This is a genomic window from Nocardioides sp. NPDC051685 (assembly GCF_044453405.1).
GTDB lineage: Bacteria > Actinomycetota > Actinomycetes > Propionibacteriales > Nocardioidaceae > Nocardioides.
Genome location: NZ_JBITCR010000016.1, coordinates 1 through 19,167, shown reverse-complemented (window position 1 = coordinate 19,167; position 19,167 = coordinate 1). Strand labels below are relative to the sequence as shown.

20 protein-coding genes are annotated in these 19,167 nt (G+C 71.7%); 17 read left to right on the top strand and 3 right to left on the bottom strand.

The window, feature by feature from the left end; translation table 11 throughout:
• Positions 1 to 73: 73 nt before the first annotated feature.
• The 4 genes from ACIA03_RS27900 to ACIA03_RS27885 all read left to right on the top strand — a co-directional run bounded on the left by ACIA03_RS27900 (position 74) and on the right by ACIA03_RS27885 (position 4,899).
• A complete protein-coding gene (locus tag ACIA03_RS27900; RefSeq protein ID WP_396988717.1) occupies positions 74 to 2,626 on the top strand; it encodes a LuxR C-terminal-related transcriptional regulator in 2,553 nt (850 codons plus the stop codon).
• A 66-nt stretch (positions 2,627 to 2,692) separates the two neighbouring features.
• Complete coding sequence (locus ACIA03_RS27895; RefSeq protein ID WP_141791087.1) at positions 2,693 to 3,154, top strand: cupin domain-containing protein; 462 nt, start codon at positions 2,693 to 2,695, stop codon at positions 3,152 to 3,154.
• Between the two features lie 24 nt (positions 3,155 to 3,178).
• Positions 3,179 to 4,372, top strand: a complete 1,194-nt coding sequence (locus tag ACIA03_RS27890; protein WP_396988714.1) for a cytochrome P450 — start codon at positions 3,179 to 3,181, stop codon at positions 4,370 to 4,372.
• The gene (locus tag ACIA03_RS27885) at positions 4,369 to 4,899 is read left to right on the top strand and encodes a TetR/AcrR family transcriptional regulator (protein WP_396988712.1); all 531 of its coding nucleotides are present in this window, start codon (positions 4,369 to 4,371) and stop codon (positions 4,897 to 4,899) included. The genes ACIA03_RS27890 and ACIA03_RS27885 overlap by 4 nt, the downstream gene beginning before the upstream one ends.
• Here ACIA03_RS27885 and ACIA03_RS27880 read toward each other — a convergent pair.
• Positions 4,896 to 5,615 (bottom strand): TetR/AcrR family transcriptional regulator, encoded by a 720-nt coding sequence (locus tag ACIA03_RS27880; RefSeq protein WP_396988710.1) that lies wholly within the window; start codon positions 5,613 to 5,615, stop codon positions 4,896 to 4,898. The genes ACIA03_RS27885 and ACIA03_RS27880 overlap by 4 nt on opposite strands.
• A 92-nt stretch (positions 5,616 to 5,707) precedes the next feature.
• Between ACIA03_RS27880 and ACIA03_RS27875 the strand changes: the two genes are divergently transcribed.
• Positions 5,708 to 6,052: a DoxX family protein gene (locus ACIA03_RS27875; RefSeq protein ID WP_396988708.1), complete on the top strand. Its 345-nt coding sequence runs from the start codon at positions 5,708 to 5,710 to the stop codon at positions 6,050 to 6,052.
• A gap of 21 nt (positions 6,053 to 6,073) precedes the next feature.
• Here the strand turns inward: ACIA03_RS27875 and ACIA03_RS27870 are convergent, their stop codons facing one another.
• Complete coding sequence (locus tag ACIA03_RS27870; RefSeq protein WP_396988706.1) at positions 6,074 to 6,652, bottom strand: PadR family transcriptional regulator; 579 nt, start codon at positions 6,650 to 6,652, stop codon at positions 6,074 to 6,076.
• Between the two features lie 16 nt (positions 6,653 to 6,668).
• Here ACIA03_RS27870 and ACIA03_RS27865 point away from each other — a divergent pair, with 16 nt between their 5' ends.
• From ACIA03_RS27865 to ACIA03_RS27810, 12 genes are all read left to right on the top strand, one after another.
• Positions 6,669 to 7,475 (top strand): alpha/beta hydrolase, encoded by an 807-nt coding sequence (locus ACIA03_RS27865; RefSeq protein WP_396988704.1) that lies wholly within the window; start codon positions 6,669 to 6,671, stop codon positions 7,473 to 7,475.
• A gap of 101 nt (positions 7,476 to 7,576) precedes the next feature.
• Positions 7,577 to 7,681 (top strand): mycofactocin precursor MftA, encoded by a 105-nt coding sequence (gene mftA / locus ACIA03_RS27860; RefSeq protein WP_008355686.1) that lies wholly within the window; start codon positions 7,577 to 7,579, stop codon positions 7,679 to 7,681.
• Positions 7,681 to 7,965 carry a mycofactocin biosynthesis chaperone MftB gene (gene mftB / locus ACIA03_RS27855; RefSeq protein ID WP_396988701.1) on the top strand — a complete coding sequence of 95 codons (285 nt, stop codon included), beginning with the start codon at positions 7,681 to 7,683 and terminating at the stop codon, positions 7,963 to 7,965. The genes mftA and mftB overlap by 1 nt, the downstream gene beginning before the upstream one ends.
• Positions 7,962 to 9,194 (top strand): mycofactocin radical SAM maturase, encoded by a 1,233-nt coding sequence (gene mftC, locus ACIA03_RS27850; RefSeq protein ID WP_396988698.1) that lies wholly within the window; start codon positions 7,962 to 7,964, stop codon positions 9,192 to 9,194. The genes mftB and mftC overlap by 4 nt, the downstream gene beginning before the upstream one ends.
• Positions 9,191 to 10,393, top strand: coding sequence for a pre-mycofactocin synthase MftD (gene mftD / locus ACIA03_RS27845; protein ID WP_396988696.1), 1,203 nt, complete (start codon positions 9,191 to 9,193; stop codon positions 10,391 to 10,393). Before mftC ends, mftD begins: the two co-directional genes overlap by 4 nt.
• Positions 10,377 to 11,072, top strand: coding sequence for a mycofactocin biosynthesis peptidyl-dipeptidase MftE (gene mftE / locus ACIA03_RS27840; RefSeq protein ID WP_396988693.1), 696 nt, complete (start codon positions 10,377 to 10,379; stop codon positions 11,070 to 11,072). Before mftD ends, mftE begins: the two co-directional genes overlap by 17 nt.
• The gene (gene mftF, locus ACIA03_RS27835; protein ID WP_396988691.1) at positions 11,069 to 12,499 is read left to right on the top strand and encodes a mycofactocin biosynthesis glycosyltransferase MftF; all 1,431 of its coding nucleotides are present in this window, start codon (positions 11,069 to 11,071) and stop codon (positions 12,497 to 12,499) included. The genes mftE and mftF overlap by 4 nt, the downstream gene beginning before the upstream one ends.
• Before the next feature lie 101 nt (positions 12,500 to 12,600).
• A complete protein-coding gene (mdo, locus tag ACIA03_RS27830) occupies positions 12,601 to 13,893 on the top strand; it encodes an NDMA-dependent methanol dehydrogenase (protein WP_141791101.1) in 1,293 nt (430 codons plus the stop codon).
• A gap of 87 nt (positions 13,894 to 13,980) precedes the next feature.
• Positions 13,981 to 15,165 (top strand): AAA family ATPase, encoded by a 1,185-nt coding sequence (locus ACIA03_RS27825; RefSeq protein ID WP_396988688.1) that lies wholly within the window; start codon positions 13,981 to 13,983, stop codon positions 15,163 to 15,165.
• Between the two features lie 19 nt (positions 15,166 to 15,184).
• Positions 15,185 to 16,714 carry a VWA domain-containing protein gene (locus ACIA03_RS27820; RefSeq protein ID WP_396988686.1) on the top strand — a complete coding sequence of 510 codons (1,530 nt, stop codon included), beginning with the start codon at positions 15,185 to 15,187 and terminating at the stop codon, positions 16,712 to 16,714.
• Complete coding sequence (gene mftM / locus ACIA03_RS27815) at positions 16,711 to 17,631, top strand: mycofactocin oligosaccharide methyltransferase MftM (RefSeq protein ID WP_396988684.1); 921 nt, start codon at positions 16,711 to 16,713, stop codon at positions 17,629 to 17,631. Before ACIA03_RS27820 ends, mftM begins: the two co-directional genes overlap by 4 nt.
• A 246-nt stretch (positions 17,632 to 17,877) precedes the next feature.
• Complete coding sequence (locus ACIA03_RS27810) at positions 17,878 to 18,480, top strand: acetate uptake transporter (RefSeq protein WP_396988682.1); 603 nt, start codon at positions 17,878 to 17,880, stop codon at positions 18,478 to 18,480.
• Positions 18,481 to 18,910: 430 nt separating this feature from the next.
• Here the strand turns inward: ACIA03_RS27810 and ACIA03_RS27805 are convergent, their stop codons facing one another.
• A complete protein-coding gene (locus ACIA03_RS27805) occupies positions 18,911 to 19,087 on the bottom strand; it encodes an HNH endonuclease (RefSeq protein ID WP_396988844.1) in 177 nt (58 codons plus the stop codon).
• Positions 19,088 to 19,167 lie beyond the last annotated feature (80 nt).

Below are 19,167 nucleotides of genomic sequence, written 5' to 3'. Positions count from 1 at the left end.
AGACGTTCCGGGCCGCCGGGATGCCCGCATTTTGAGTGATGCGCGCGGGGAACCGGGTCGCTAGCCTCATGCCATGGAGCGGCCGTGGCCGCTGACCGGGCGGGACGACGAGCTGCGCAAGGTGGCGACGGCGATCCGGCCCGGTGCGGCGGGCGTCATCGTTGTGGGTCCGGCGGGGGTGGGGAAGACCCGGCTCGCCCGTGAGGCCCTGACCGGTTCCGTACGCCGCGGCGAGACCGTGGTCCTCGCCCAGGGCAGCACGGCCGCCCGCCCGTTCCCCCTGGGCGCGTTCGCCGGCCTGCTCGACGTGCCGCCCGGGGAGGCGGCCGAGACGATCGGCAGGGCGCTGGACCAGCTCGCCCGGCAGCTCCCGCTCGTGCTGGCCGTCGACGACGCCCACCTGCTGGACGAGCACTCCGCGATCGTGGTGCACCGGGTGGTGGCGCGGCGGCTGGCGCCGGTGCTGATCACGCTGCGTACCGGGGAGACCGCGCCCGACATCGTGACGTCGTTGTGGAAGGACGACCATCTCCCCCGCCTGGAGCTGGCGCCGCTGGAGGCGGAGGAGAGCACCCGGCTGATCGCCCGGGTGCTCGGCGGCCCGGTCGACACCGCCTCCGCGCATCGGCTGTGGACGTTGACCCAGGGCAGCCCGCTGTTCCTGCGGCACCTGCTGGCCGGCGAGGTGTCTGCGGGACGCTTCACCGCGGCGTCCGGGATCTGGCGCTGGACCAGCGAGCCGGCGATCTCGCCGGAGCTCGCGAGCCTGCTGGATCGGGAGATCGGGGACCTCCCGGCCGGGGTGCGGGACGTCGTCGACGTGGTCGCCCTGGCCGAGCCGGTGGCGGTCCCGACGCTGTCCGCGCTGACCTCGGCGGAGGATCTCGAGGAGGCGGAGGACCGCGGGCTGGTGCGTACCGACGGCGTGGTCGCGCGGCTCGCGCACCCCCTCTACGGCGAGGTACGCCGCGCCGCGATGGGCACCCTGCGCGCACGTCGTCTCCGCGGCCGGGTGGCGCAGACCCTGGACCCCGATCCCCACCCGATCCCACGCGCCGTGCTCACCCTCGACTCCGACCTGCCGCCGGAGCCGGCACTGTTCCTCCGGGCCGCGGAGGCGGCGACCCGGATGTACGACCTGCCGCTGGCCGAGCGGCTGGCCCGTGCGGCGGCTGCCACCGGTGACCTCGGCGCGCGGGTGGTGCATGCCGCCGCGCTCTCCTGGCTCAGTCGCGGCGAGGAGGCCGAGGCGATCCACGCGGACGTCGTCGCCGGCGCGCCGGATCCCGGGACGCTCGCGCTGGTGCAGCTGCACCGCGCCGGCAATCTGCTCTTCACGATGGGTCGCCCCGAGGAGGCCGGTCGGGCGTTGGCCGCAGCCGAGGCGACCGGGGCGGCACCGGCGCATGTCACTGCCATGTCGCTCGTCCTGGATGTTGCCGGCGGCGAGTTCGCAGCTGTCCTCGATCGCGCTCCGCAGCTGCTGCGGAGCGACCTTCCCGACGACCTGGCCGGCATCCTGGTCGCCAGCGCCGCCTCCGCGGTGGCCGCCGTCACCGGCGAGCGCGAGCTCCTCGACGAAGCCGCGGTCGTGGGCGGGCTGACCGCCGACCGGGTGCCGACCGTCATCCCCGGCTTCGGTCTGGCCGACTTCCAGGTGCTCGGCCATCGCCTCGCCGGCACCCCGGACCGAGGCGCCGACCTGGCCCGGCGGATGCGCGCGGCGTCGGCCGACTTGCCCGGGCCGGCTCGGCTGATGGGCCTCGTCGTCGCAGGTCACGCCGCACTCGCTGGTGGCCGCGTACGCGACGCGCTGCTCCCGCTGCGGGAGGCATGGGCGGGGTTCGAGGGGTCTGGCCACGAGTTCGGCTTCCGGTGCCGTACGTTGCTCGCCACCGCCCTCGCCCAGGCCGGTCGACCGGCGGAGGCCGCCCCGCTTCTGGCCGGCGTCGCTGCCGGGCACCATCCGGCGTACCAGCTCTACCTGCCCGACGACCTGCTCGCGCTGGCGTGGGGTGCGGCCGCGGAGGGGGCGACGACCGAGGCGGTCGGTCACGCGGTCGCCGCGGCCGAGCTGGCCCGGGAGGCGGGCTCGCCTGCGTACGAGGTCCTCGCCTGGCAGACCGCGGTCCAGCTCGGCGGTGCGACCGCGACGGCAATGCGTCGCCTGGCCTCGCTCGCCGGGCTCGGCCCCCGTGCCGAGGCGGCGCTGGCCCACGCCAGGGCGTGGGCCGGGGAGGACGGTGACGCGTTGCTCCGGGCGGCGTACGCCTGGGAACGGCTCCGCGATCTCGTCGCCGCGGGCGATGCCGCGGCGCAGGCCGCCGAGGTGCGGCGCCGCGCAGGACGGCAGGGCTCGGCCCTGACGGCGGCGGCGGTCGCCGAGAAGCTGGCCGAGAGGTCCGGCGCACGCACACTGGCGCTCGGGGTCGCCGCCCGGCCGTTGCCGCTGACCGTCCGCGAGCGCGAGATCGCCGCGCTGGCCGCCCGCGGCCTGTCGAACAAGGACATCGCCGCCCGGCTGACCCTGTCGGTGCGGACCGTCGAGGGGCACCTCTACCGGGCCGGTCACAAGCTCGGCGTCTCCGAGCGGGCCGCGCTGACGGACGTCCTCGGAGTCGAGTAGCGCACTACTCGCGCCGTGCCTGCTCCCGCGGCGGATGCTGAGAGGCACCCAACCGAAGGAGGAGCCATGAGCACCACCCACATCCCGCCCGGAGAGGGCCAGCACTACGTGATGATCGACGGCGATCACATCGCGAAGACCGCCGTCAAGGACAGCTTCGGAGCGTTCGAGGTCTTCGAGGTCGTCGCACCGGCCGCGCCCCCGGCGCCCCCGCACGTCTCGCCGTGGACCGGCGTCCTGTACCTGCTCGAGGGGCGGGTCACCGCCTTCGTCGACGGTGCGCGCTACGACGTGGAGCCGGGCGGCATGGTGATCTTCCCCGCGGGTACGCCGAGCACCTTCGAGGTCGTCGGGGACTCCGCCCGGTTCCTCGCGATCGCCACCGGCAACGCCGCCGGCCGGTTCTTCGCCGACTTCGCCAGCTCCGTCCCGGCGGACCGCCCGGTCGAGGACTCGATGGAGGCGATCCTCTCCGTGAACCAGCGCCACGGCGTCGCGCTCGCCGGGACGCCACCGTTGACAAACTGATCCGAAGTGTTGATTCTGTGAGACATGTCACGAGATGTGTCTCACGGGATCGCCGCGTACGTTCCTCCGACCGGGCCCTCCTGGGCCGACCCCTGGCCGATGTACGCCGCGCTGCGCGAGCACGACCCGGTCCACCACGTCGCGCGAGGTGACTACTGGGTCCTGACCAGGCATGACGACGTCTACGCTGCGGTGCGCGACCACGAGACGTTCAGCTCGTCCGGAGGGCTGACCACGGCCCGCGACGAGCTCGACCGGCTCGGGCTCGCCGACAACCCGCCGATGGTGATGACCGATCCGCCGGCCCACACCGCCTTCCGGAAGCTGGTGAACCGTGGGTTCACGCCCAAGCAGGTCGAGGACGTGACGCCACGGGTCACCCGGTTCGTCATCGAGCGCGTCGACGCGATCAGGGCGGTCGGTGGCGGTGACATCGTCGAGGAGCTGTTCAAGCCGCTGCCGAGCATGGTCGTGGCGCACTATCTCGGCGTTCCCGAGGAGGACTGGGCGTGCTTCGACGTGTGGACCGACGCGATCGTCGCGGCCAACGCGGCCCAGGACGAGAGCATCGGAGCCGGTGCCGCCGCCGAGCTCATGGGCTACTTCGCCGCCCTGATCGACCGACGCCGCCGGGAGCCCGGCGACGACACCGTCTCCCACCTCGTCGCCGCCGGAGAGGCCGACGACGACGCCGGGTTGCTGCGGGTGCTCGCGTTCGCCTTCACGATGGTCGCCGGCGGCAACGACACGACGACCGGGCTGCTGGGTGGCGGCCTGCCGCTGCTGGCGGACCGGCCCGACCAGCGCGAGCTCGCGCGGCACGACGTCCCGGCCGCCGTCGAGGAGCTGCTGCGGCTCACCTCGCCCGTCCAGGGCCTCGCTCGCACGACCACCCGCGACGTCACGCTCCACGGGGTCACCATTCCCGCCGGGAAGAAGGTGCTGCTCTGCTACGCAGCGGCCAACCGCGACCCCCGCGCCTTCGGTGCCGACGCCGAGGAGCTCGACGTCACCCGGAGTCCCCGGCAGATCCTGACCTTCGCCCACGGCGCGCATCACTGCCTGGGTGCCGCAGCGGCCCGGATGATGGGCCGGGTGACCCTCACCGAGATACTCACCCGGATGCCGTCCTTCACCGTCGACCACGGCTCCCTGGCGTGGGCGCCGGGGAGCTACGTACGCAGGCCCGTCAGTCTCCGCGTCGAGGTGACCGGATGAGCTGGTTGGAGACGGAGCGCACCGAGCTCGCCGCCGAGCGGATCCTGGACGCCGCGGGCGCGCTCTTCGTGGAGCGCGGTGTCGACAAGCCCGGCATGGACGAGGTCGCCCGCGCGGCCGGCTGCTCCCGGGCGACGCTCTATCGCTACTTCGAGAACCGGCAGGCCCTGATCCACGCCTTCGCCCACCGCGAGGCGCGGCTGATCACCAAGCAGGTCGCCCAGGTCGCGGCCGATGTGACCGACCCCCGCCGCCGCGTCGTCGAGGCCGTCCTCGCCTGCCTCGCGGCCGTGCGCGAGCGGCCCCACCTCGCCGCCTGGTACGCCGGGGACAGCACCCTTCTGCGCGAGGTGCTCCGCGACTCCCCGATCATCCGTGGGTCCGCGGAGGCCTTCCTCGCCTCCGACGAGGAGGATCCCGACCTCGCCGACTGGGTCCTGCGCATCATCCTGTCGTTCCTCACCGAGCCCGGTGACGACGAAGCGCAGGAGCGCCGCCTGCTGGAGCGGTTCCTCGTGTCCCTCTAGGTCGCCCGGCCGCGACGCCGTGACCGGGCGCTCGGGACCAGCATGCTGAGCAGGACCTGGCGCGGGGTGAGCGGCGGGACATCGATCAGGTGGGCGCCCTCGGGGCGGAACGCGTCGAGGTAGAAGGCCAGGTTGCGCCGCCAGGCCTCGGGAGCGGCGGCTCCGGTCACCTCGACGACCTTGCTGTGCGAGAGGATGACGAAGAGCAGGTCCTCGGGCACCAGGTCGGAGCGGACCACGCCGGCGTCCACCGCGCGGAGCACCACGGCCTCGGTGGCCCGCTGGATCTCCGTACGCAGGAGGGCGAGTTCGGAGCCGCCCTCGAAGTGGGTGGACATCAGGTTCAGGTAGCCGGAGGTGGCGGCCTCCAGTTCGCAGCTGGAGGTGAGATAGGCGACCAGGCCGTCCCATGGGTCGTCGGCGGCCAAGGCCGCCTGGGCGGTGGCGAGATGAGCCTGCAGGGGCTCGGTGAGGACCGACGCCCATAGATCGAGGCGGTCGGGGAAGTGCCGATAGAGGGTGCCGGAGCCGACGCCGGCCTCGGCCGCGATGTGGTCGAGCGGCGCGTGGATCCCGTCGCGCTGGAAGACGGCCTGAGCTGCCGCGATGATCCGCTCACGGTTGCGGATGCTGTCGCGCCGCTCGGCCCGAGCCGGCCGACGGGGTCGAGCCGGGGGTCGGTCTGGGTGTTCGTCGTGATCCTTCGGGCACCCCATGGCGCCAGCCTACGACGGTCCTGGGAATACCGGGGACTACTCCCCGCTTTCTATACCGGAGACATCAGTCCGGATCATCTAGGAGACCCACCATGTTCATCGCCACGCTCGTCCTGAGCATCCTGTTCGCCCTGCTGCTGCTGTTCTCGGCGTACGGAAAGTTGAGCCGCAACCCCGCCCTGGCCGAGGCTATGGAGAAGGTCGGCGCCACCCGGATCGTGCCGATCCTGGCGCTGCTCGAGATCGCCGGCGCGGCCGGGCTGATCATCGGCCTGTTCTGGTGGCCGCTCGGCGTCGCGGCTGCGATCGGCACGACGCTGTACTTTCTCGGCGCGGTCATCGCGCACCTGCGCGTGCGGGAACCCGGGATCGCTCCGGCGGCCGTCCTCGCGGTCGTCTCGGTGGCGATCATCGCGCTGCGCACGGTCTCGGCCTGAGCTTCGCCGGGATGCGCGCGGCTACCCCTGTCGCTCGGCGGACGCGAACTCCGCGCGCATCCAGGCACACCACTCCAAGGCCGTACGCTGCGACCGGATGCCGCCTTCGAGCGTGATCCGGCTGGCGAACAGCGGGTTGGAGGGGTCGCGGGCCCCCGGCTCGTCGGAGATCTCGGCCAGCTCCTCGAGGTAACGGTCGAGGGCGCCTCGATGAGCCGCTTCCAGCCGGCCGACCAGGTCGTCGGCGGCGGCGGGGTCCACGGTCCAGACGGACCACAGCCGGAGAACCTCGAGGTCACGGACGGGCTGCGGCTCGAGGTCGCCGACGACCCAGGCGGCCAGTGCGTCCTGCCCGGCCGCGGTGGTCCGGTATCGCTTCGTCGGTCGCGGGCCGGCTCCGTCGATGACCTCGTGCTCGACCAGCCCGGCGGCATCGAGGCGGTTCAGCTCCGGGTAGATCTGCGAGTGGCGGGCGGTCCAGAAGTAACCGATCGGCTGACGCATCCGCTGTGCGACCTCGTAGCCGGTGCTCGCCCGTCTGGCCAGCAGGCCGAGGATCGCGAAGGCGAGGTTGGAAGTGGCTGCGCCCGGATCTGCCATATGTCAATATTGACATATGAGGAGCCTGAAGGGCGTAGCGGCCGGCATAGCGGTCGCCGGGATGCTGCTGGCCGGGTGCGGGGCGGAGAACGGGACAGCGAACGGGACGGCGAAGGAGTCGGGTCCCGTGCTGCCGACGGACGGTCCCTACATCACCGGTGAGCTCGGCAGCTGCTTCCTGCCGAAGACCGACGCCGGGGTGGAGCCGATGCAGGTCTCGGCGCAGGGGCTCGAGCTCCCGGCGATCCGGTTCTGGCCGCCCGACGGCCGGAAGCCGTCGGCGGTGCTGGTGATGCTCCACCAGACCGACGGCAACCGCTGCGGGTGGGGGGACTTCGCGATCCTGGCCGCTCTCCAGGGAGTCGCCGGCATCTCGTACGACCAGTGCGGCTACGGCGGTGCCGACTGCGGGATCGAGGATCCTGACGACCCGGTGCCGCAGGTGCGGGCCGTGCTGAGCGAGGTCGAGAAGCAGTGGCCGGACGTCCCGGTCGTGCTGGTCGGCGCCTCCATGGGCGGCAGCCAGACCGTGCGGGCCGTGGCCGCCGGCGTGGAGGTCGACGGCTGGGTCGACCTGTCGGGACCGTCGACCTGGGCCGGGGTCGACCTGGCCTCGGTCGCCGACACGATCACGACCCCGGGCCTGATCGCGATCTCCGAGGACACCGACGGGGCCGAGGAGGCCGACGCCGCCCAGGCGCTGGCGGAGGCGACGTCCTCGGAGTTCGTGCCCGCGGAGGTGGGGCACGGCTGGGAGCTGGTGGTCGAGGAGGGCCGGCTCTCGACGATCGGTCAGCAGGTCATCGCGTACGCCGCGGGCTGATCGCCTCTCTGATCCTGCCCGCAAGACTCTCCGATCGGGGAGGTTGCTCCGCTCACGCCGTCACTAACGTGCGAACGGTCACAACGTGAGAGGAGCAGCAGATGGAACCCCAGAACGAGTCGAACCCGGTCGACATCGCCAGCGACGTCGCCACCGAGGACCTCATCGAGGAGGTCTCGATCGACGGAATGTGCGGCGTCTACTGATGTCCGACCGCATGCTCGAGGAGCCGTGGACACTCTCGCCCTCGGTGGCGCTGCGTCCCGAGCCCTTCGGGGCCCTCGCCTACCACTTCGGCAACCGGAAGCTGACCTTCCTGAAGCGTCCGGAGCTGGTCGAGGTGGTCCGGCTCCTCGAGCAGCACCCCCGTCTCGGCAGCGCGCTCGACGCGGCCGGCATCCCGCCCGAGCAGCACGACGCGTACGCAGCGGCGCTCCGCGCCCTCGCCGAGACCGACATGATCCGCCCCCGCCACCAGGAGGCAGCGTGACCATCGCACCTGAACGCCCCAGCACTCCCCAGGGCCGTCCCGAAGGCGGCAGTCTCGTCGAACAGTTCGAGTTCGGCCTCGACGCCCCGATCTGCCTGACCTGGGAGCTGACGTACGCCTGCAACCTCGAGTGCGCCCATTGCCTCTCGAGCTCGGGCCGGCGCGACCCGCGCGAGCTCAGCACCGAGCAGTGCAAGGCCGTCATCGACGAGCTGCAGCGCATGCAGATCTTCTACGTGAACATCGGCGGCGGGGAGCCGACGATCCGCCCCGACTTCTGGGAGCTCGTGGAGTACGCCGTTGACCACCAGGTCGGCGTGAAGTTCTCCACCAACGGCTTCCGGATCACTCCCGAGCGGGCCGCGTTCCTGGCCTCGACCGACTATGTCGACGTACAGATCTCCCTGGACGGCGCGACGGCGGAGGTCAACGACCGGGTCCGCGGAGCGGGTTCGTACGACACCGCGCTGCTCGCGTTGAGGAACCTTCGCGACGCGGGCTTCTCCGACGCCAAGATCTCCGTGGTCTGCACCCGGGAGAACATCGGCCAGCTCGACGACTTCAAGGCCATCGCCGACGAGTACGGCGCCACCCTGCGCCTCACCCGGCTGCGTCCTTCGGGCCGCGGCGCCGACGTCTGGGACGAGCTGCACCCGCTGCCTGAGCAGCAGCGCGAGCTCTACGACTGGCTGATGGCGCACGGCGAGGACGTCCTCACCGGCGACTCCTTCTTCCACCTGGCCGCCTACGGCGAGTCCCTGCCGGGTCTCAACCTGTGCGGCGCCGGGCGGGTGGTGTGCCTGATCGACCCGATCGGCGACGTCTACGCCTGCCCGTTCGCGATCCACGACCAGTTCCTGGCCGGCAACCTGCTCGGCGAGGGCGGCTTCGGCGAGGTGTGGCGGTCCTCGCCGCTGTTCACCGAGCTGCGTTCGCCGCAGACCGGTGGCGCCTGCACGAAGTGCCAGCACTTCGACGCCTGCCGCGGCGGCTGCATGGCCGCCAAGTTCTTCACCGGGCTGCCGCTGGACGGCCCCGACCCGGAGTGCGTCCAGGGCTACGGCGAGACGGCGCTCGCCGGCGACCGGCTCGTCCCGCAGGCGAGCAAGGACCACTCCCGCAGCCAGGCCAGCCGCAACGCACCGGTGCTGCTCAATCTCGGGGCCACCAGGCGGCGCCCCGTCTCGGCCTGCAACGAAGACCCGCTCGCCGGAGGTGACCTGTCGTGAAGCTCGAGAACCCCTGGAAGAAGAACCCGTGGTTCGAGTCGGTCGCGGTGGCTCAGGAACGAGCCCGCCGCCGGCTGCCGAAACCGGTCTACGGCGCCCTGGTCGCCGGCTCCGAGCGCGGGCAGAGCATGACCGACAACCAGGCCGCCTTCGCCGAGCTCGGCTGGGCGCCCCATGTCGTCGGACAGCACGCCAAGCGCGACCTGGGCACGACCGTGTTCGGCCACTCCGTCCCGCTGCCGGTGCTGATCAGCCCCACCGGGGTCCAGGCCGTCGATCCCGACGGCGAGGTCGCGGTCGCCCGGGCAGCCGCTGCCCGGGGCACCATCATGGGGCTTTCCAACTTCGCCTCGCGGTCGGTGGAGGAGGTCACGGCGACGGGCGCGACCACGTTCTTCCAGATGTACTGGACCGGCGACCGCGACACCATCGTCCAGCGCATGCAGCGCGCCCATGCCGCCGGCGCCCAGGGACTGATCGCGACCCTCGACTGGTCGTTCTCGATCGGCCGCGACTGGGGCAGCCCCGAGATCCCGGAGAAGGTCGATCTGCGCACGATGATGCGGCTGGCGCCGCAGGTGGCGGCCCGGCCCCGGTGGGCGTGGCAGTTCGGGCGTACGGGCTCCTTCCCGGACCTGACCGCACCCAACCTCGCCCCACCGGGCGGGACCGCGCCGACGTTCTTCGGTGCCTACTACGAGTGGATGACCACCCCACCGCCGACCTGGGACGACGTCGCCTGGATGCGTGAGCAGTGGCACCAGATCAGTGGCACGCCGTTCGTGCTGAAGGGCGTGAGCCGGGTCGACGACGCGCTCCGCGCGGTCGATGCCGGGGTCGCGGGCATCTCGGTGTCCAACCACGGCGGGAACAACCTCGACGGCACCCCGGCCGCGATCCGGATGGTCAAGCCGATCGCCGACCGCGTCGGCGACCAGGTCGACGTGGTGATGGACGGAGGCGTACGCCGCGGCTCCGACGTCGTCAAGGCGCTCGCGCTCGGGGCGAAGGCGGTGCTGATCGGCCGGGCTTACCTGTGGGGGCTGGCAGCCAACGGCCAGGCCGGGGTCGAGAACGTCCTCGACGTGCTCAGCGGCGGCATCGACTCGGCGCTGCGCGGGCTCGCGCTCGGGTCGGTCGCCGAGCTGCGGCCGGAGCACCTGCTCGTCCCGGACGGCTTCCATGTACACGCTGGCTGATGCCACCTGGCCGCAGGTGAACCGGGGCACGGTCCTGCTGGTGCCCGTCGGATCGCTGGAGCAGCACGGGCCGCACCTGCCCTTCGACACCGACACCACCATCGCGACGGCGGTCACGCAGGGGGTGGCCGAGCGGCTCGCGGAGCAGGGTGCCCCCGCTTGGGTGGCGCCACCGATCGCGATCGGCTCGAGCGGCGAGCACCAGTCCTTCGCCGGCACCGTGTCGATCGGCAGCGATGCGCTCCACCTGGTCGTGGTCGAGCTCGTCCGTTCGGCCCGCACCTGGGCCGAACGGGTGGTGCTCGTCAACGGCCACGGGGGCAACGCGGCCGCGCTGACCAGCGCGGTCAACCAGCTCGCCTTCGAGGGGCAGTCGGCGTGCTGGCTGCCGTGCCGCACCGAGGAGTTCGACCTGCACGCGGGCCGCACCGAGACGTCGCTGATGCTGCATCTGCGCCCGGAGTCGGTCCGCCTGGCGCTGGCCGAGCCCGGCGACACCCGGCCGCTCGCCGAGATCCTCCCGGCGATGCGGGCCGGCGGTGTCGCGGCGGTCTCGGCCAACGGCGTCCTCGGCGACCCGACGGGCGCCACGGCGGAGGAGGGAGCCGAGGCGCTCGCCCTGATGATCGAGCAGACCACCATGGACGTGCTGGTTCCCGGCGGCGTGGCAGTGGGGTGAGATTCCCGATCGGCTTCCGGGTCCGAGTCCGGGAGGACGTACGCCGCATCGACCGGCGGCTGCTGGTCGGTGGTTCGCCGCTGCGTGCCGTCCGGCTCACCGACGCCGCACTGGCCCGTCTCGACGACGGCGAGATCACGGTGGTCGACGCGGCCACCGAGGCGCTCGCGGCCAGGCTCGTCGACGGCAACCTGGCCGATCCCGTGCTCAGCGGCCCCGGGGTGGACCCGGCCGCGCTCACCGTCGTGATCCCGGTTCGTGACCGGCCCGACCAGCTCGACCGTGCTCTCGGCCCGTTGGCCGGTCTCGAACGCATCGTCGTCGACGACGACTCCCACGATCCCGATGCGGTCGAGAAGGTGGCCCGCCGCCACGGGGCGCGCATCATCCGGCTGCCGGAGAACCTCGGCCCGGCCGGCGCCCGCAACGCGGGCCTGCGGGCGGTGCGCACCCCCTACGTCGCCTTCGTCGACTCCGACGTCACGGTCGAGGCGAGCACGCTCCTGGCACTCTCCCGCCACTTCGCCGACAGCCACGTCGCGCTGGTGGCGCCGCTGGTCCGCAGCCGTGCCCGGAGCCGGGCCCCGCGCTGGTTCGAGCGCTTCGACGAGGACGACTCCTCCCTCGCGCTCGGCACCCGGGCCTGCGTCGTACGCCCCGGCGCCGCGGTGGGCTGGCTGCCCAGCGCCTGCCTGGTGGGCCGCACGTCCCGGCTCGGGGACGGTTTCGAGGAGTCGATGCGGGTGGGCGAGGACGTCGACCTCGTCTGGCGGCTGGTCGAGGCCGGCGAGGTGGTCCGTTACGACCCCGAGCAGGTGGCCTGGCACGACACCCGCACCACCGTCAGCGGCTGGTTGGGCCGGAAGTACCTCTACGGCACCGGTGGCGCCGACCTCGCGGTGCGGCACGGCCGCAAGGGTGCACCGGCGGTGATGACGGCGAGCATGGCGGTCACCGCGGCGGCGCTGATGGTGCACCGCCGGTGGTCGCTTCCGGTGGCCGCCGCCGGGATCGCCTACGGCACGCTCTCGCTGCGAAGACGACTGCCCGAGACCCCCGGACGGGACCGGCTCGCGGTCCAGCTCTGCGCCCAGGGCCTCGGCTGGACGGTCCGCCAGAAGGCCGCGCTGCTGCTGCGGCACTGGTGGCCGCTGACGCTGCTCTTGGCCCCGCACAGCAAGCTCGTCCGGCGTGCCCTGGCGGCTTCCCTGGTCGTCGACGTGGTCGTTGCCCAGGTCGACAACCCCGGCACGAGATACCGGCCGCTGGCCCGGCGGCTGGACGACATGGCGTACGGCGCAGGGCTCTGGGCAGGCGCGTTCAGAGCCCGTTCGGTGACCTGTCTGCTGCCGCGCCGACCCGTCCAGAAGACCGGCCAGAAGACCGGCCAGAAGACCGGCCAGGGAGGCACCTCTCCCAACGGGTAGGTAGGCCCCTCCCGGGCCGGGCTGTTTCCCGTTCCTCGCCTGTTCGCGGCCCTTTCGCCGTACCTAATGTGCTGAGCGTCACACACCAACGGAGGTTTGCCATGCAGGTCGACGAACTACTCAAGCCCTTCCCCATCAAGGAGTTCCACCCGTTCCCCCGTGCTCTCATGGGCCCCGGCGCCCACGAGATGATCGGTCCCGAGGCCCTCAAGATGGGCTTCCGCAAGACCCTGGTGATGACGTCCGGCCTGCGCGGCACGGACATCGTCAACAAGATCGTCGAGTCGATGAAGTACCACGGCCTCGAGGTCGTCGTGTACGACAAGGTCGAGTCCAACCCCAAGGACTACAACGTCATGGACTCGGTGAAGCTCTACCAGGAGAACGAGTGCGACTCGTTCGTCTCCATCGGCGGCGGCTCGTCGCACGACGCCTGCAAGGGCGCGCGCATCTCGGTCGCCCACGACGGCCGCAACGTCAACGAGTTCGAGGGCTTCAACATGTCCGAGAACCCGAAGAACCCGCCGCACATCGCGGTCTCGACCACGGCCGGCACCGGTTCGGAGACGTCTTGGGCGTACGTCATCACCGACACCACCACCGACCCCGACAACCCGCACAAGTACGTCGCCTTCGACGACGCCTCGGTGGCCAGCCTGGCGATCGACGACCCGGTGCTCTACTACGACTGCCCGGTCGACTACACCGCGCAGTGCGGCTTCGACGTGCTGGCGCACGCCAGCGAGCCGTACGTCTCCCGGATCAACTTCCAGCCCTCGCTCGGCAACGCGCTGCACGCGATCAAGCTGACCTCGGAGAACCTGCGCCAGGCGGTCTGGAACGGCACGGACCTCGGCGGCCGTGAGGGGATGATGTACGCCCAGTACATCGCCGCCCAGGCGTTCAACTCCGGCGGCCTCGGCATCATCCACTCGATCAGCCACGCGGTGAGCGCCTTCTACGACACCCACCACGGCCTCAACAACGCGATCGCGCTGCCGCGGGTCTGGGCGTTCAACATGCCCACGCACTACAAGCGGTTCGCCGACATCGCCCGCGCGATGGGCGTCGACACCCACGGGATGACCGACGTGCAGGCCGCCGACGCGGCGCTCGCCGCCGCCATCCGGCTGCTGCGCGACGTCGGCATCACCGAGCGCTTCGTGGACGTCACGAAGGACACGTACTCGAAGAACCGGCTCGGCCAGGGGCCGACCGCCTACTACGAGAACGCCCCGACGATCGTCGGCGACGCCGCGGACGTCGACCGGATCACCAACCACGTCCTCGGTGACGCCTGCACGCCGGGCAACGCCAAGGAGTGCACGTTCGAGACCGTCCGTCCGGTGGTCGACCACTGCCTGAACGGCGATCTGGACGACCTGCTCGGCTGATCGATCCCAGCTGATCAGACGAGCGTGGCGGGCCCGGGGTGACCGGGTCCGCCACCTCGGCCCCACCCACCACCTCGAGGAGTGCACGTGTCGACCACCACCGAACCGACCCAGGGCTTCACCGACGTCGAGGACACCCGCGCCCAGCTGGCGGCGTGCGGCTACCTCGCCGACGACCGGCTCGCCACCACGGTGTTCCTGCAGACCCGGCTGGAGAAGCCGGTCCTGCTCGAGGGCCCGGCGGGCGTCGGCAAGACCCAGCTGGCGGAGAGCCTCGCCACCGCGACCGGACGGCGCCTGATCCGGCTGCAGTGCTACGAGGGCCAGGACGAGACCAAGGCGCTCTACGAGTGGGACTACGGCAAGCAGCTGCTCTACACCCAGATCCTGCGCGAGAAGATCGGCCAGGTCGTCGAGGACGCCGCGGACCTCAACGAGGCCGTCGAGCGGATCGCCAAGCAGGACTCGGTGTTCTTCTCCCAACGCTTCCTCGCCGCCCGGCCGCTGCTCGAGGCGATCGACTCCGACACCCCGGTGGTGCTCCTCATCGACGAGGTCGACCGGGCCGACGAGGCCCTCGAGGCGGTGCTGCTCGAGCTGCTCGCGGAGTTCCAGATCTCCATCCCCGAGGTCGGCACGGTGACCGCCAAGACGATGCCGTACGTCGTCCTGACCTCGAACAACACCCGCGATCTCTCCGCCGCGCTCAAGCGCCGCTGCCTGCACCTCTTCCTCGACTACCCCGACGCGGCCCGCGAGCTGGAGATCATCCGGTCCAAGGAGACCGGGCTCGCCGACTCGCTGGCCGCGCGGCTGGTCGACATCGTCCGGGGCATCCGCGAGCTGGAGCTGCGCAAGGCGCCCAGCATCTCCGAGACCGTCGACTGGGCTCGTACGCTCGCCGTGCTCGGCGTCGAGGAGCTCACCGCCGATGTGCTCTCCACGACGCTCAACGTGGTGGTGAAGTACGAGCGCGACCTGAAGCGGGTGATGGACGCGCTGCCGCGGCTGGTCGACCCGAACGCCGAGGTGCCCGACCACCTGCACGGCCATGGTCACGGGCATGGTCACGGGCACTCCCACACCCCGGCTGCCGACCCGAGCGATGACGATGTCGACGGCCGCGCCGAGCGGAAGGCGAAGGACCAGCCCGGGCGGCACAACGCGGGCTACTACGGCGGCGCCGGCGGCACCGGGCCGCGTACGGCACCTGCGGTGTCCACGAGCCAGGGCACCCGGGCGTTCCCGTCGACCCGCAAGCGTCCGGTCTGAGGCGGGATCGAGGCCCGACATGGAGACCGCACTGCACCGCTTCATCCGGCTGCTCCGGCTCTACGGCGTACGCGTGAGCACCGCCGAGGTGATCGACGCGATGCACGCGGTCGCACAGCCCGGAGTGCTCGAGCAGCGCCACCTGCTCCACGCCGCGCTGACCGCGAGCCTGGTCAAGGACCGCCGCGACCTGGCCACCTTCGACCTGGTCTTCGACCGGTTCTTCGGGCTGCGGCCGGTCGTCGAGGAGGAGGACGAGCACGGGCACACCCACGACGACCTCTCCGACGACGGGCAGCTGACCGACTTCACGCTCTCCGAGGAGCCGGGCGAGGTGCCGGAGGACGGGCACAGCCACGGCAAGCCGGACGACATCAAGGAGTACTTCAAGCCCGAGGACATGGCGCAGCGCTACAACCTCCACCAGGAGGCCAACAAGATCGACATCGCCGCGCTGACCGACGAGATCGTCCTCTCCAACGACCCGAAGTCGAGCCCCGGGGAGGCCGCGCGGGTCCAGCTCTCGACCAGCCGGATGCACAACCCGGGCAACCCGGGCGAGCTGATCCGCGATGCCGGGATGCAGCTCGACACCGAGCTGTCGGTGCAGGAGGAGATCGCGCTGCTGAGCTGGCTCGAGGAACGCGAGCCCGACGGCGGCATCGACGACGACGATGCCCTTGCAGCCCTCGCGGAGCTGCGCAATGCGCTGGCCCCGTGGCTGGCGACGCTTCCCGAGCGGATCCGCGACCACCTCGAGCGGCTGATGAGCATGGGGCGCGAGATCGAGTCGCGCGAGATCCAGGCGGCGCAGGCCGAGACCGTGGCCGAGCACGACCGTGCCGCACTGGAGGAGTCGTTGCGACGACTGCTCAGGAAGCTCCACGGAGCCCCGCGCCCGCGGCGTACGGTCGCCGCCCGCGGCATCGTCGACGGTCGCCGCACGATGCGCACCAACATGAAGTACGACGGGGTGCCGTTCCGCCCGGTCACCGTCGCGAAGGCGCACGACCGGCCACGGCTGCTCGTGCTCTGCGACGTCTCCCTGTCCGTACGCTCCACCGCCCGCTTCACGCTGCACCTGCTGCACAGCCTGCAGTCGGTGGCCACCTCCGTCCGCTCCTTCGCGTTCGTGAAGGACCTGGTCGAGATCACCGACCTGTTCGCCGAGCACCGGATCGAGGACGCCCTGTCCCTGGTGCTGTCCGGCCTGCCGGCCGGCGGGGTGCTCGACGTGGACGCGGACTCCGACTACGGCTCCTCGTTCGAGCAGTTCCTCGAGCAGTTCGGCTCGGCCGTGAACCGGCGGACCACGCTGGTGATCCTCGGCGACGGCCGCGGCAACGGCAAGGATCCGGGCTTCGCCGCCTTCGAGGAGCTCACCCGGCGCGCCCGGTCGACGATCTGGCTGACCCCGGAGCCGCGCTACTCGTGGGCGCTCGGTGGCTGCGACCTGCCGGAGTACGCCGAGTGGTGCGACAAGGTCCAGGTCGTCCGCAACCTGCGCGGGCTGGACAACGTCACCCAGACGATGTCGGTCGGCCGATGACCGTCCCGCCCGGCGAGCTGGCCGTGATCGACGCGCTGCGACCCGGGCCCGAGGCGGGCGTCTACCGCGACGAGGTCGTCAGCGTCACGGCCTGGCGGGGTCCGCGCCCGCGGCGCCATCTCGGGACGATCCGCACCCGCCACTTCGACGTGCACCGCGAGGGCCACCAGGTCCACCTGGTCCACTGCCTGCGGGCGGAGCAGATCGATGACGACCTCTCCGGGCTCCTGGCCGAGGAGCTCTTCCAGCCGGGGTGGCTGCGTGGTCCGGACCTGTTCGAGCGGCTCTTCACCGGTGTCGTGGTCAGCAGCGCACCCGAGCCGGAGCAGGCCTGGGCGGCGTTCTACCGCAACACCCTGCGGCACGTGGAGCAGGCGTTGCACCGGCCCGGGCCGGAGGCCGTCGCCCACGGCACCATCGCCGAGTACGCCCCCGTCTACCGCTTCGTCGAGCAGCAGCTGGCCCCAGGCTCGGTCCTCGAGGTCGGCTGCTGCTTCGGCTTCCTCTCGCTGCGACTGGCCTCCGCGGGACGGGACGTGACCGCCTCCGACCTCTCCGCCGGCACCGTCGCGCTGCTGAGCTCCGCCGCGACCCGGCTGGAGGTGCCGCTGAGCACACGCCCCGCCGACGCCACCCGGCTGCCGTGGGTCGACGGCGCCGCCGACAACGTGCTGCTGATCCACCTGCTCGAGCACATCGAGCCAGGCCCCGGAGACCGGGCGGTCGCCGAGGCGATCCGGGTCGCGCGCCGCCGGGTCGTGATCGCCGTACCCCTCGAGGACGAGCCCGACGAGACCTGGGGACACGTCCGGACGGTGTCGCTGGACGACCTCGCCGCCTGGGGCGCGGCCTCGGGACACCCGCACCGGGTCGTCGAGCACCACGGTGGCTGGCTCATCATCGACACCGACCGCTGATCGCGCCTCTCCGGGTAGCGACCTGTCCGTCGGCGACGCGGACGAGCCGTCGTCCTCCCGGCGCCGCGTCAGGCCTGGTCAAGGCCCGGTCCGACCTGTCCGTCGGCCGCACGCAACCGCGCTGGAGGGCTACCCGCGGGCAGGTGCGCTACCGCCCGCTCGGCGGGTCCGTCGGTGTGTCGTGCGTCACTACTTTGTGAGAACCGTGGCCCAGCCGGACGACGGTTGAACCCCTTGGAGGAACCGATGACGAACACATCCATCGATGCAGTAGAGAGCATGCCAGGCACCGCACCGACGACGTGGGGCGACCCGTTCCCGCTCGGACTGGCCAGCTTCGGGATCTCGGCGCTCGTCCTGGCGACCGTGATGTCGGGGATCGTGGACGCGGCCGCCCTGCCCGCTGTCCTGCCCCTCGCGCTGGCTCTGGGCTTCGCGACCGAACTCGTGGCCGGCCTGGTCCACTTCCGGCGTGGCGAGACGTTCCCGGCCCTGGTGTTCACCGCGTACGCCGGGTTCTGGCTCTCCTACGCGCTGCTGGTGCAGTTCTACGGCCCGATGGTGACCGCAGGCGGGGCCGCAATCACCGGGATGTTCCTGCTGGCCTGGGCGCTGTTCACGACCTACATGCTGCTGGCGGCGCTGCGCACCAACACCACCACGATCGTCATCTTCGTGCTCCTGGCCGGGGTCTTCTACCTGGCGGCCTTCGGGTCGTTCCTCGGCAGCGCCGGTCTCGGCCGGACCGCCGGCTACGTACTGATCCTGGACGCCCTCGTGGCGCTCTACGCGTCGGCGGCGATCATCGTGAACACGACCTGGGACCGCACGGTCCTGCCGGTGCCGTGAGGTCGTCGGCCGCCGGCGTTCACCGTCGTCGGGCACCCGGGATGCTGGAGCGACCCGGGCGTAGCCCGCCCCGGCTCCGCGCCCACGTCCGCACGGTCTGTGCCCGAGTCCCACTTCTGGGACGCGCCACCATCTGCGTCTGTGAACCGGATGTCGCCGTTGGTAGGCGTTCGTGGACGTACGCAGGGTCATGGGCGCCGTGGTGTGATGGGAGCAGGGCGGGAAGGCGTTGAAGGTCGGTCGCGACACCGTTGCTCCACGCGTTCGTGTCGAGTCGGCGCATGTGCCCGCCGGACCTGCGGCCAGAATCGGGACAGTTGCGCCGACCCGACGGCTCTTGGTGGGGCAGACACGCCGACTCGACCGGTTTTGGTGGGGCAGACGCGCCGGGTCGGGGAGTGTGTTGGTGGGCTGGCTCTGACCGGTCGGCCTAGGTGCGTCTGGTGAACCGGACATCGCCATTGGGAAGGCGTTCGTGGGCGTATGCCGGGTCGTGGGCGCGGTGGTGGTGATGGCTGCAGAGGAGGGCGGCGTTGTCGAGGTCAGTGCTGCCGCCGGCGGCCCAGGCGAGCCAATGATGGGCTTCGGCCCAGGTGGCTGTCGCGATTTGAGTTGTCCCTGTCGGTGTCGGCCGGGCGAAGCCCGGCCCGGCTCAGCCGGTGGCCAGGCCGGTCTGGTGGAGTCGTC

Excerpts from the sequence above, each read along its gene's own strand:
- ACIA03_RS27900 (WP_396988717.1), top strand. The coding sequence starts at position 74 with ATGGAGCGGCCGTGGCCGCTGACCGGGCGGGACGACGAGCTGCGCAAG.
- ACIA03_RS27895 (WP_141791087.1), top strand. The coding sequence starts at position 2,693 with ATGAGCACCACCCACATCCCGCCCGGAGAGGGCCAGCACTACGTGATG.
- ACIA03_RS27890 (WP_396988714.1), top strand. The coding sequence starts at position 3,179 with ATGTCACGAGATGTGTCTCACGGGATCGCCGCGTACGTTCCTCCGACC.
- ACIA03_RS27885 (WP_396988712.1), top strand. The coding sequence starts at position 4,369 with ATGAGCTGGTTGGAGACGGAGCGCACCGAGCTCGCCGCCGAGCGGATC.
- ACIA03_RS27880 (WP_396988710.1), bottom strand. The coding sequence starts at position 5,615 with ATGGGGTGCCCGAAGGATCACGACGAACACCCAGACCGACCCCCGGCT.
- ACIA03_RS27875 (WP_396988708.1), top strand. The coding sequence starts at position 5,708 with ATGTTCATCGCCACGCTCGTCCTGAGCATCCTGTTCGCCCTGCTGCTG.
- ACIA03_RS27870 (WP_396988706.1), bottom strand. The coding sequence starts at position 6,652 with ATGGCAGATCCGGGCGCAGCCACTTCCAACCTCGCCTTCGCGATCCTC.
- ACIA03_RS27865 (WP_396988704.1), top strand. The coding sequence starts at position 6,669 with ATGAGGAGCCTGAAGGGCGTAGCGGCCGGCATAGCGGTCGCCGGGATG.
- mftA (WP_008355686.1), top strand. The coding sequence starts at position 7,577 with ATGGAACCCCAGAACGAGTCGAACCCGGTCGACATCGCCAGCGACGTC.
- mftB (WP_396988701.1), top strand. The coding sequence starts at position 7,681 with ATGTCCGACCGCATGCTCGAGGAGCCGTGGACACTCTCGCCCTCGGTG.
- mftE (WP_396988693.1), top strand. The coding sequence starts at position 10,377 with ATGTACACGCTGGCTGATGCCACCTGGCCGCAGGTGAACCGGGGCACG.
- mdo (WP_141791101.1), top strand. The coding sequence starts at position 12,601 with ATGCAGGTCGACGAACTACTCAAGCCCTTCCCCATCAAGGAGTTCCAC.
- ACIA03_RS27820 (WP_396988686.1), top strand. The coding sequence starts at position 15,185 with ATGGAGACCGCACTGCACCGCTTCATCCGGCTGCTCCGGCTCTACGGC.
- mftM (WP_396988684.1), top strand. The coding sequence starts at position 16,711 with ATGACCGTCCCGCCCGGCGAGCTGGCCGTGATCGACGCGCTGCGACCC.
- ACIA03_RS27810 (WP_396988682.1), top strand. The coding sequence starts at position 17,878 with ATGACGAACACATCCATCGATGCAGTAGAGAGCATGCCAGGCACCGCA.